This window comes from Kineococcus vitellinus (assembly GCF_009906315.1).
Classification (GTDB): Bacteria; Actinomycetota; Actinomycetes; order Actinomycetales; family Kineococcaceae; genus Kineococcus; species Kineococcus vitellinus.
In genome coordinates this window covers 1-11,286 of sequence record NZ_JAAALL010000139.1, presented here as the reverse complement: position 1 = coordinate 11,286, position 11,286 = coordinate 1, and the positions used below count along the sequence as shown (strand labels likewise).

Here is an 11,286-nt window from a genome sequence, read left to right as displayed (position 1 = left end):
CCCCAGCGCCCGCCCCACCGCCCGTCGCGCCGGCCGCGACGCCGTCCCGCTGGCCGCCGCGCGCGCGGCCCCGCAGAGTGGTCGGGTGCTGCCGATGCTCGCGACGCCCGCGGCGGCGGCGGACGTGCCCACCGACGCCGACGCCTGGGCCTACGAGGTGAAGTGGGACGGCGTGCGGGTGCTCGCCGACGTCCACGAGGGCGAGGTCGTGCTGCGCTCGGGCGACGGCCGCGACCTCGGCGCCGCCTTCCCCGAGCTCGCGGCGCTCGCCGGGGCCCACGCCGACGTCCTGCTGGACGCCGAGGTCGTCGCCCTGCGCGACGGCGTCCCCTGCGCCGCCGCGCTCGCCGGGCGCCTGCACGCGCCCGGCGCCGACGACGACGACGACGTCGACGCCGCCGCCGGGCGGGCCGCCCGCACGCCGGTCACCCTCGTCGCCGTGGACGTCCTGCGCCTGTACGGCGTCGAGCTGCTCGAGCGGCCCTGGCAGCAGCGGCGCGAGTCGCTGGACCGCCTGCTGCCCTCGGGCCGGGCCTGGCAGGTCTCCCCGGTCTACCCCGACGCCGCGGCGCTGCTGGCCGGCACGCTGGAGCAGGGCCTGCCGGGCGTGGTCGCCAAGCGCCGCGCCTCCAGCTACCAGCCCGGCCGGCGCAGCCCCGACTGGGTCGAGCACGCCCACCCCCGCGGCCCGGCCCGCGACCCCGCCGCCGGCGGGGCGGGCGCGTGAGGGGCGCGGGGTAGCGTCCGCGGGTGCGCACCGACGACCCGGCCCAGCCCGACCTCGCCGAGATCTGGGCGGTGGTGCACGCCGTCTACGCGGGCTTCCTCTCCGGCGACACCACCGCCGGCGACGCCGGGATGGACCCGGAGGTGACGCTGTGGGACTCCGAGGCCGAACCCCTCGTGCGCGGCCGCGACGGGCTGGCCGCGCTGCGCGCCGCGCGCCCGGAACCGGCTCCCGGGGCGCTCGCGGTGGTCGCGGTCGAGGCGCTCGACCCGCTGCTGGACGTCGAGGGGGACGCTGCGCTGCTGCGCCACCGCCTGCTCGTGCGCACCGGGGACGGCGCCGTCGAGCACGTGCGCAACACCAGCGCCTGGCGCCGCCGCGGCGGGCGGTGGCTGATGCTGCACAACCACGAGGACGTCGTGCGGCGCGAGGTCGCCGGCTGAGGCGGGACGCGCCGCGGGACCCGCGCGGGACCTGCGCGGGACCTGCGCGGGAGCGGGGGTCAGCGCGCCGTCCCGGCCGCCAGCAGGTGACCGCCCACCCCCAGCAGCGCGGGTTCGCGCTCGGTGCGCCGGACCAGCTCCAGCAGCCGCTCCCGGCCCACCGCGTCGTCGAGCAGCTCCGGCGGGGCGAGCCCGGCCAGGCCCTCGACGGCCACCGGGCCGTCCACCGCGAACCCGGCTTGCGCCAGCTCGGCGGCGAGGTCCTCGGGGCGGTGGAAGAACGCGGTGGTGAACCAGCGCTCGCGCTCGCCGTCGTTGCGGTGCCGCCCGGTGGCGACGTCCTCGGCGACGATCGCGGCGAACTCGGCGTCGGCGATCCAGCCGCGGGTGACGGCGTCGACCGCGGAGGCCCAGCGGGAGACCGCGGCGGCGACGACCACCCCGCCGGGGCGCAGCACCCGGTGCGCCTCGCGCAGCGCCCGCAGGCGGTCCTCGCGCTCGGTCAGGTGGTACAGCGGGCCCAGCAGCAGCACGGCGTCGGCGCCGCCGTCGGCGAACGGCAGCTCCCGCGCGTCCCCGGGCCCGGCGGAGGCCAGCGGGTGCGCCGAGGCCGCGCTGGCCGCCCGCGCCTGCTCCACGTGCAGCGCCACCGGGTCGAGCAGGTGCACGGCGTGCCCGCGCGCGGCCAGCGGCAGCGCGTGCACCCCGGCTGCGCCGCCGACGTCGAGGACCGTCGAGGGCGGGGCGGGCAGCCAGCGGTGCAGCAGCTCGGCGGTGCGCCAGGCCTCCAGGCGCCCGGCGCCGGCGGTCAGCCGGCCCTGCTCGCGGCCGCGCTCGTAGTAGCGGCTGATCTCGTTCTCCACGCGGTCCACGGTGCTGGCGGGTGTGGGCCGAGGTCCAGGGGTTTCCTGCAGCCCGTACGGGACGGTGCACCAGGATCGGGGTGCAACCGCGTGCTCATGGGTGGCGGGCCATGCGACAGGCACATACGACGAGCGGCCCATGGCTGGCGGTGCGTCGAGCAGGCCGACAACCGCGGCCGCTGAGCTTCGTGGACGGGTTCGCCGACCAGCACAGGAACCCCTCCACCGAGCAGGTGCCGCTCGACGGAAGCTGTGGCTGAGGGTGTGACCGAGGTGTCGAGGTCAACGAGCAGCTTTATCGAGACGGCTTCCTAAGGTGCTGTTCGCCGTTCAACAAAGCAAGGGCCCACACCTCCCAGCCCGAACTCGGTGCCGAATGCCTGAAACCCTTGAGCCGTCAGTGCCCGGGGCCTATCGTCGTCGGATCGCCCGCGTGGAGCCACTGGAGGTGACCCGCTGTGCACAGCGACATCGACACTTCTGCTCGGGCTGTAGGGGAGGTCCTCACCGATGAGGTCTACGTCCTCCTCCCGGACGACGGCGAGCGCCACTTCCTCGGTGAGGCGGTCCTCGTAGGGATAGCAGGGTCACTGCTGGCCGCCTTCCTCAAGGGTTTGACGGCAGCTGCCGAGGACCGGGTTGAGCAGTGGGGCAAGGACGTCGGCGCGTGGATCGTGCGCCGGGTCGAGGACGTCGTGCGCTCCGAGCAGCCCGACGTCGTGGGCACCGAGAAAGTACTCCCGGATGCTGTGACCGAGGCTCGATCGGCGTTCCGGCGAGCAGGTGATGCCCAGGAGGTCGAGCGCTTGCTGGCCACCGCTCTCGTGGACGAGGGGATGGCCGCCAGCGAGGCCGCTCGGATAGCGAGTCGCGTCGGTGAGCAGGCGCGGGGACTCCTGGCCGAGGATCGGGATTCCTCCGCGGTCCAGCCGTGACCGAGGACTTCGTCGGCCCGAACGCCGCACTCGACGACCTGGCGCAGGCGAGGGTGTGCGCCCGAGCCCTGCACGCTCACGAGAACCGCCTGTTCGAGATTGGGTACGAGGTGCGCAGGCTCCAGCGCGATCAGCCGCAGGCCTTCCCCGACGGTGTCTGGCACGGGGTCGCCCTGCCCGACAGCGGGTCCTGGTACTGGAAGGTCCGTGAGAGCGGTCACGGTGTTTCTGCGAGGAAGCTCCCCGAAGGGGCCGCGGTGGGCACCTTCGTCACCGTCCCGCGCAATGCCCGACCGGTGCGCGACCGACTCCTGACCCTGCTGCAGCGTCTGGAGCAGGCGGCTGCGGTCGGTGGCTCCGTCACCGGTGACGACGTGGCCGTGGTGCGGCAGGCTGTCCAGGCCACCGAGGACGACGAGCCGTGCCTCGTGACGGAGCGCCTCCTCGCCCCCGCCAGGAGAGGCATGCAGGACCAGCTCGGTCCCCCGGCCATTCAAGCCATGCTCGGGAGGGCGTTGGAGGAACTGGCGCTGATGAGGCGTCGTCGTGGGGTCGACCTGCTCACCACCGTCGGCGTGGGCTGGAGCATCCAGCTGTTCGGAACGGCCGTGCAGCGCGCGTCCTCTCCCCAGCACGTGGCCTGGATCATGCGGCCGCTGCTCACAAGTTCAGAGGTGGACCCCATGGCGCTGTTGTCAGCCACCGCATCGGCCTTGCTGGATGTCGGCCTGGCCGACGTCCTCGCCGGCTTCGCCGAGCGGGGCCGCGAGGCCAGCCAGCGGCTGGTCGGGCAGGCTCTTGACAGCCAGACGCTCGAAGAGCACCTGGACGGCCTCTTCGGTGCACTGCCCCACACCTTCTCGTCGCTGGTGCTGTTCCGCTTCCTGGCCGAGAACGGCCCTTCAGAGGACAGGTCTCGGCACAAGAAGGTGGCGACCATGGTGGACGAGCGCGTGGTGCGCCAGCTGAACCCCTTCCAGACTCAGGTCCTCGACCTGGACGACCAGTCGGAGTGGCGGCGACACCGGGAGGTCGTGGCCCGGGAGCGCACCGGGGAGAGCGACGACGCCGCACGCGTCGATCGAGCCGTCAAGAAGCTCATCGAGGACGAGCTCTTCTACCCCAGGTCCATGGCAGCGAGACTCACCGCCTGAGCGGCCGGCCCGCCCGCGCCGGGCGGCGCCGCTGCGCCGCCCGGCCACGGCCGCCTCAGCCCTCGTCGGGTCCTGCCTGCGCCTGCTCGCGCGGTTCCTCGCGCAGCGAGGGGAAGACGTGGCCGAGGTCCTCGCCCTGCTCGCGCCAGCGCGAGGTCGGGCCGACGCCGACGATCAGCGGGTCCGGCGTGCCGACGACCTCGGGGTCCTTGTCGTCGTAGGGCAGCAGCGAGAGCACGTGCCGCATGGCCTCGATGCGGGCCCGCTTCTTGTCGTTGCTGCGGATCGTCGTCCAGGGCGCGTCGGCGGTGTCGGTGTAGAAGAACATCGCCTCCTTGGCCTCGGTGTAGTCGTCCCAGCGGTCCAGGCTCTCCAGGTCCATCGGCGACAGCTTCCAGCGCCGCACCGGGTCGCTGGCGCGCAGCGCGAACCGGGTGCGCTGCTCGGCCCGGGAGACGGAGAACCACATCTTCACCAGGTGCACGCCGCTGCGCACCCACATCTGCTCCAGCTGCGGCACCTGGCGCATGAACTCCAGGTACTCCACGGGGCTGGCGAAGCCCATGACGCGCTCGACGCCGGCGCGGTTGTACCAGGAGCGGTCGAAGAGCACGATCTCCCCGCCGCTGGGCAGGTGCGCCACGTAGCGCTGGAAGTACCACTGCGTCCGCTCGCGGTCGCTGGGCTTCTCCAGGGCGACGACCCGCGCGCCGCGGGGGTTGAGGTTCTCGGTGAAGCGCTTGATGGTGCCGCCCTTGCCCGCCGCGTCGCGCCCCTCGAAGATGAGGACGACCTTCTGCTCGGAGCGCTTCACCCAGCTCTGCATCTTCAGCAGCTCGACCTGCAGCCCCCGCTTGAGCTTCTCGTACTCCTTGCGGGTCATCTTCGTCTCGTAGGGGTAGTCCTCCCGCCAGGTCTCCTCGGCCCCCTCGCCGAGGTGGTCCAGCAGCCCCGGCACCTCCCGGCCGTCGGCGTCGCGCACGTCCGCGACGTCGTCGTCGTGGGGCAGCGTCCGCGCGGGCTCGTCGACCTCGACCTGACCGCGTGCTTCGACCTCGTCGCTCATCCTGTGCTCCTTCCCCGCCACCGCCCGTCCCACACCCGCCGCTCCCGGCCGGCGGCGGCGCGCGGGAACCGCGTTGACCCGCCCGCCGCCGGGGGGTGCACTACGTGCGTGCTCACCCTCCACCACCAGCTGCCCCCCGACGCCCTGCGCGCCGTCGCCGACCTGGAGCGGCGGGCCGTGGCCGTCGACGGCGGCCGCCTGAAGGTCGCCTGGTCCGACCTGCGCGCGCGCCGGGGCGAGGAGGTCAACGACCTGCTGTGGACGGAGGCCGGCCGCGTCGTCGGCTACGCCAGCCTGGACGTGCACGGCGGCCCCGGCGTGGAGGTCGCCGGGGTGGTCGACCCCGCGGCCCGCCGGCGGGGCATCGGCTCGGCGCTGCTGGCGGCGGCCGTGGACGTCTGCCGGCGGCGCGGTGCCGGCGAGGTGCTGCTCATCGTGCCGCGCGGCTCCTCCGCCGGGCGCCACCTGGCCGAGCGCCGGGGCGGCCGGCTGCACCACTCCGAGCACGCGATGCTCCTCCAGGGGCCGCCGCCGGTGTCCGCCGAGGACCCGCGCACGAGGCTGCGCCCCGCGGTCGCCGCCGACCTGGCGCTGCTGGAGCGGCTGCTGCGGGAGGCGTTCGACGTCGAGCCCGGCGGGCTGGCGGAGGGCGTCGCCGGCGGCGGCACCCGCGTCGTCGAGCACGAGGGGGAGCCCGTCGGGACGCTGCGCGTGGACGTCGACGGCGGTGTCGGCGGCGTGTGGGGCTTCGCCGTCACCCCCGCCCACCAGGGGCGGGGGATCGGCCGCGACGTGCTGGGCCGGGTGTGCCGGGAGCTGCTGGCGGGCGGCAGCCGCGGCGTGCGCCTGGAGGTCGAGGTCGACAACGACCACGCCCTCGGCCTCTACACCTCCCTGGGCTTCCGGCAGGTGCTCACCGAGGACTACTACGACCTGCCGCTGGAGCCGTCGCGCTGAGCGGGTGGGCGCGGCGCCTCAGCGGGGCAGCAGGCGGTGCGCCTCGGCGGCGCCGACGCCCTGCGCCTGCAGCAGGTCCACCACCGCCGAGCGCAGCTGCGCGACGACCACGGTCGCCGACAGCGACTCCGCGCCGAGCGTGCGCGGCCCCAGCGTCACCGCCAGCTCCTTCAGCCCGGCCACCGACGGCGGCGTGCTCTCCCCCGGGTAGGGCGGCTCGCCGACGGCGCGCACGGCGGCCGCCAGCGACTCCAGCGCCCCCGCCAGCGAGTCCGGCAGCTGCTCGTCGTAGTGCAGGGCCGTGCTCACCCGGCGCACCGCCACCCGCAGGTTGCGGGTGGCGCGGTCCATCCCCGCCTGCAGCTTCTTCTGCTGCACGATCTCGCTGCGCTGGCGGCGGCGCAGCGGGGACAGCCGGTGCACCTCCTGGCCGGCGGTGACCGCCTGCGCCCACCCCTCCAGCTCGGCCTGGGTGGCCCGCGCGCGGGCCAGCACGGCGTCGGCCGCCTCCGCGTCGCGGTCGCGGATCGCCTCGGCGGTGTCCTCCAGCAGGTCGGCGACCTGCCCGGCGTAGGCGCGCCCGCGCCCGCGCACCTCGCGGCGCGGGTCCGGCGGCAGCAGCGCGGCGATGGCGAGCGCGACGACCACCCCCGTCATGGCGTCCAGCCAGCGCGCCGAACCGGTGCTGCCGGGTTGCGGGGGGAAGGCGATGATGAACGTCGCCTGCAGCGCCGCCTGGTTGACCAGCAGGATCCCCGAGTCCAGGAAGCGCGCGAGGAACATCGCGGCGGCGACGATGAGGGCGATCTGCACCGGGCCGCGGCCGATGAAGTGGGCGATGAGGGTGCCCAGCAGCACGCCGATGGTGACGCCGATGCCCAGCTCGCCCACCCGGCGCAGCCGCTGGTTGTTCTGCACCCCCAAGCAGATGACGACCGCCACGCAGGCGAAGACGGGGTAGGGCTGGTCCCACAGCGCCTGCGCGAGCAGCCAGGCGACCCCGGCGCCGAGCGCGCACTGCAGGATCTGCCACCACGAGCCCTGCCAGCGCTGCCAGCCGGTGCGGGCCCGCCGTCGGGCGCTGACGGCGAAGGGGATCGTGCGGGGCACGCCACCGATCCTCGCAGCCGCGCGCCCCCCGCGGCCGCGGCGCGCCGCCACCCCGGAGCGGCAGCGCGCCCGCCCCCGCGTCGGCCAGACTCTGCCGACGTGGAACCTGCTGAGGCTCACCTCCCCGGCGAGCGGCCGCGCGCCGCCGCCCCGCCCGCCCCGGCGAGCGGCGCGGTCCCCGTCGTCCTCGGGGTCGACCTGGGGACCACGAGCACCAAGGTCGTCGCCTTCGACGCCGCCGGGAGCGCCCGCGCGGCCGCCGGTGCCGGCTACGCGCTGCGCGAGGGCGGCCACGGCCACGTCGAGCTGGACGCCCTGGAGGTCGTCGAGGCCGCCACCCGCGCCACCGCCGACGCCGCAGCCCGCGCCCGCGCCGCCGGCTGCGCCGTCGTGGCCGTCTCCTTCAGCTCGGCGATGCACTCCCTCATCGGCGTGGACGCGGCCGGCGAGCCGGTCACCGGCCTCATCACCTGGGCCGACACCCGCAGCACCGACCTCGCCGAGCGGCTGCGGCCCACCGCCCTGGGCCGGCGCCTGCACGCGCGCACCGGCACGCCCGTCCACCCGATGTCCCCGCTGGTCAAGCTCGCGCACCTGCGCGCCCACGAGCCGGAGCTGTTCGCCCGCACCGCCCGCTGGGTGCAGGTGAAGGACCTGCTGCTGCACCGCTGGACGGGGGAGTGGGTCGTCGACCGCTCCACCGCCTCCGGCACGGGGCTGTTCTCCCTCACCGCCCTCGACTGGGACCCCGAGGCCCTGGAGCTGGCCGGGGTGGGCCCGGCGCAGCTGCCGCTGCCCGTGGGCGTCGAGCACGCGCGGCTGCGGCTGTCGGCGGCCGGCGCCGCGGCCACCGGGCTGGGGCGCGGCACCGTCGTCGTCGCCGGCGGCGGCGACGGGCCGATGGCCAACCTCGGCGTCGGTGCCGTGCACCCGGGCGTCGCGGCCCTGTCCATCGGCACCAGCGGCGCGCTGCGGGTGGCCGTGGACCGCCCCGGCACCGACCCCGACGGGCGCACCTTCTGCTACGCGCTCACCGACGGGCTGTGGACGGTCGGCGGTGCCGTGACCAACGGCGGCGTCGTCCTGCGCTGGCTCACCGAGACCCTCGCCCCGGACCTGGCGTCCCTGGCCGCCGAGCTCGGCGACGTCCCCGAGGAGCCGCTGCTGGACCTGGCCGCGTCGGTGCCGCCGGGCTCGGAGGGGCTGCTGATGCTCCCGCACCTGCTCTCCGAGCGGGCTCCGCAGTGGAGCGCCGTCAGCCGCGGCAGCTGGGTCGGCCTGCAGCGCCGGCACACCCGCGCCCACCTGGTGCGCGCCGCCGTCGAGGGGGTCTGCCAGCAGCTGGCGCTCGTGGCCGACTCGGTGACCGCCGCCGGGCACGCCGTCGAGGAGGTCCGCGCCACCGGCGGCTTCGCGCGCAGCGCCGTCTGGCGCCAGCTGCTCGCCGACGTGCTGGGCCGGCCGGTGTCCTACATGGCCGGCGGGCAGGAGGGCTCCAGCTACGGCGCGGCCCTGCTCGGCCAGCACGCCCTCGGGATGGTCGGCGACCTCACCGGCGGTGGCGCCGCGGTGGTCGGCGAGGTCCTCGAGCCCGACCCCGCCGCCGCGGCCGTCTACGCCCGGCTGCGGCCGGTGCACGCCGCGCTGGCCGACGCGCTGGCCCCCACGTTCCGGGCGCTGCGCGAGCTCGCCGCCGACCCGGCGCCCCACCCGGCGGCGGACCCGGCGGCGGACCCGGCGGCGCTGGGGACGGCGGCGGGCCGGGGCGGGCGGGCCCACTAGGCTCCCTGCCCGTGGAGGTCCTCGTCATCGGCTCCGGTGCCCGTGAGCACGCCCTCGTCCGCGCGCTGCTCGACGACCCGGGCGTCGACCGCGTCGTGGCCGCGCCGGGCAACGCCGGCATCGCCCTGGTCGCCCCCGTCGAGCCGGTCGAGGCCGCCGACCCGGAGGCCGTCGCCGCGCTCGCGCTGCGCCTGGGCGCCGACCTCGTCGTCGTCGGCCCGGAGGCGCCGCTGGTGGCCGGGGTCGCCGACGCGGTGCGCGCCGCGGGGACCGCCTGCTTCGGCCCCTCCGCCGAGGCCGCCCGGCTGGAGGGCTCCAAGGCCTTCGCCAAGGAGGTCATGGCCGCCGCCGCCGTGCCGACCGCGATGGCGCGCCTGTGCACCACCGAGGAGGAGGTCGCCGACGCCCTCGACGCCTTCGGCGCCCCGCACGTGGTCAAGGACGACGGCCTGGCCGCCGGCAAGGGCGTCGTCGTCACCGGCGACCGCGAGCAGGCGCTCGCCCACGCGCGCGCCTGCCTGGCCCACGGCCCCGTCGTCGTCGAGGAGTTCCTCGACGGCCCCGAGGTCAGCGTCTTCTGCCTCACCGACGGCGAGTCCGTGGTCGCGCTCGCCCCCGCCCAGGACTTCAAGCGCGCCCTCGACGGCGACGAGGGCCCCAACACCGGCGGCATGGGCGCCTACTCGCCGCTGCCGTGGGCCCCGGCCGACCTCGCCGAGCAGGTCGTCACCCGCGTCGCGCAGCCCGTCGTGGCCGAGATGGCCCGCCGCGGCACCCCGTTCTCCGGCGTCCTGTACTGCGGCCTGGCGCTGACCTCCCGGGGCCTGCGGGTCATCGAGTTCAACGCCCGCTTCGGCGACCCCGAGACGCAGGTCGTGCTGGCCCGCCTGGCCACCCCGCTGGGCGTGGTCCTGGACGCCTGCGCGCGCGGCACCCTGGCCGCGCAGCCGCCGCTGCGCTGGCGCGAGGACGCGGCCGTCACCGTCGTCCTGGCCGCCCCGGGCTACCCGCAGCAGCCCCGCACCGGCGGCCTCCTGCACGGCCTGGAGGAGGCGGAGGCCGTCCCGGGCGCGGCGGTGCTGCACGCCGGCACGGCGCCCGCCCCCGACGCCACGGGCACCGTCAGCTCCGGCGGCCGCGTGCTGTCGGTCGTCGGGACCGGCCCCGACCTCGCCGCCGCGCGCGGGGTCGCCTACGACGCGCTGGAGCGCATCGGCCTGGAGGGCGGGCACTTCCGCCGCGACATCGCCGAGCGCGCCGCGGCCGGGGCCCCCGCGTGAGCGCCGCCCCGCAGCAGCTGCCCGGCTGGCGGCACGTCTACTCCGGCAAGGTCCGCGACCTGTACCGGCCCGCCGACGGCACGGGGGAGGGCACCGTCCTCGTCGTCGCCAGCGACCGCATCTCCGCCTACGACCACGTGCTGGCCAGCGAGATCCCCGACAAGGGCAAGGTCCTCACCGCGCTGTCGCTGTGGTGGTTCGAGCAGCTCGCCGACATCGTGCCCCACCACGTGCTCTCCACCGACGTGCCCGCGGCCGTCGCCGGGCGCGCGATGGTCTGCCGCGAGCTGGAGATGTTCCCCGTCGAGTGCGTCGCCCGCGGCTACCTCACCGGCTCCGGCCTCGCGGAGTACCGGCAGACCTCCACGGTCTGCGGCATCGAGCTGCCGCCGGGCCTGGTGGACGGCTCCCGGCTGGCCGAGCCGGTGTTCACCCCGGCCACGAAGGCCGCGCTCGGCGAGCACGACGAGAACGTGACCTTCGAGCACGTCGCCGCCACCGTCGGCGCCGGCGCCGCGGCGCAGCTGCGCGAGCTCACCCTGGCCGTCTACCGCCGCGCCGAGGGCGTGGCCCGCGAGCGCGGCATCGTCCTGGCCGACACCAAGCTGGAGTTCGGCACCGCCGACGGGCGCACCGTCCTCGGCGACGAGGTCCTCACCCCGGACTCCTCGCGCTTCTGGCCGGCGCAGTCGTGGGAGCCGGGCCGCCCGCAGCCCAGCTTCGACAAGCAGTTCGTGCGCGACTGGCTGACCTCCCCGGCCTCCGGCTGGGACCGCGGCGGCGACGCCGAGCCCCCGGCGCTGCCCGCCGAGGTCGTCGAGCGCACCCGCGCCCGCTACGTCGAGGCCTACGAGCGGCTGACGGGGACCACCTTCAGCTCCTGAGGGGGCGCGGTGCGGGTGGGCCCGCGCCGCCGGCCCACCCGCAGGACGGCGCCCAGCGCGCCCACCGACAGGCACGAGCCGATCG

Annotated in this window: 11 protein-coding genes; 8 read left to right on the top strand and 3 right to left on the bottom strand. The window is 76.3% G+C overall.

Annotated elements, in window-relative coordinates; all coding sequences use genetic code 11:
* Together GTQ99_RS13235 and GTQ99_RS13230 are read left to right on the top strand one after the other, a co-directional pair.
* On the top strand, positions 1–727 hold a 727-nt coding region (locus tag GTQ99_RS13235), incomplete at its 5' end, for an ATP-dependent DNA ligase (protein WP_476702859.1).
* A gap of 23 nt (positions 728–750) precedes the next feature.
* Complete coding sequence (locus GTQ99_RS13230) at positions 751–1,170, top strand: DUF4440 domain-containing protein (RefSeq protein WP_166616205.1); 420 nt, start codon at positions 751–753, stop codon at positions 1,168–1,170.
* Positions 1,171–1,229: 59 nt separating this feature from the next.
* On the opposite strand, the gene GTQ99_RS13225 is transcribed toward GTQ99_RS13230, so the two are convergent.
* Positions 1,230–2,033, bottom strand: a complete 804-nt coding sequence (locus GTQ99_RS13225) for a methyltransferase domain-containing protein (RefSeq protein WP_205707417.1) — start codon at positions 2,031–2,033, stop codon at positions 1,230–1,232.
* Positions 2,034–2,491: 458 nt separating this feature from the next.
* Between GTQ99_RS13225 and GTQ99_RS13220 the strand changes: the two genes are divergently transcribed.
* Entirely contained in the window at positions 2,492–2,968 is a 477-nt protein-coding gene (locus GTQ99_RS13220; protein WP_166616203.1) for a hypothetical protein, read from the top strand.
* Positions 2,965–4,122: a hypothetical protein gene (locus tag GTQ99_RS13215; protein WP_166616202.1), complete on the top strand. Its 1,158-nt coding sequence runs from the start codon at positions 2,965–2,967 to the stop codon at positions 4,120–4,122. Before GTQ99_RS13220 ends, GTQ99_RS13215 begins: the two co-directional genes overlap by 4 nt.
* Positions 4,123–4,177: 55 nt before the next feature.
* Here the strand turns inward: GTQ99_RS13215 and ppk2 are convergent, their stop codons facing one another.
* Entirely contained in the window at positions 4,178–5,188 is a 1,011-nt protein-coding gene (ppk2, locus tag GTQ99_RS13210) for a polyphosphate kinase 2 (protein ID WP_166616201.1), read from the bottom strand.
* Between the two features lie 108 nt (positions 5,189–5,296).
* Here ppk2 and GTQ99_RS13205 point away from each other — a divergent pair, with 108 nt between their 5' ends.
* A complete protein-coding gene (locus GTQ99_RS13205; protein WP_166616200.1) occupies positions 5,297–6,145 on the top strand; it encodes a GNAT family N-acetyltransferase in 849 nt (282 codons plus the stop codon).
* A gap of 18 nt (positions 6,146–6,163) precedes the next feature.
* On the opposite strand, the gene GTQ99_RS13200 is transcribed toward GTQ99_RS13205, so the two are convergent.
* The gene (locus GTQ99_RS13200; protein ID WP_166616199.1) at positions 6,164–7,255 is read right to left on the bottom strand and encodes an FUSC family protein; all 1,092 of its coding nucleotides are present in this window, start codon (positions 7,253–7,255) and stop codon (positions 6,164–6,166) included.
* Between the two features lie 99 nt (positions 7,256–7,354).
* Here GTQ99_RS13200 and GTQ99_RS13195 point away from each other — a divergent pair, with 99 nt between their 5' ends.
* Genes GTQ99_RS13195 through GTQ99_RS13185 form a run of 3 tightly spaced genes read left to right on the top strand, consistent with a single transcriptional unit; the run spans position 7,355 to position 11,201 of the window.
* The gene (locus tag GTQ99_RS13195) at positions 7,355–9,037 is read left to right on the top strand and encodes an FGGY family carbohydrate kinase (RefSeq protein ID WP_166616198.1); all 1,683 of its coding nucleotides are present in this window, start codon (positions 7,355–7,357) and stop codon (positions 9,035–9,037) included.
* Between the two features lie 11 nt (positions 9,038–9,048).
* Entirely contained in the window at positions 9,049–10,317 is a 1,269-nt protein-coding gene (purD, locus tag GTQ99_RS13190) for a phosphoribosylamine--glycine ligase (RefSeq protein ID WP_166616197.1), read from the top strand.
* Positions 10,314–11,201: a phosphoribosylaminoimidazolesuccinocarboxamide synthase gene (locus tag GTQ99_RS13185; protein WP_166616196.1), complete on the top strand. Its 888-nt coding sequence runs from the start codon at positions 10,314–10,316 to the stop codon at positions 11,199–11,201. Before purD ends, GTQ99_RS13185 begins: the two co-directional genes overlap by 4 nt.
* Positions 11,202–11,286 lie beyond the last annotated feature (85 nt).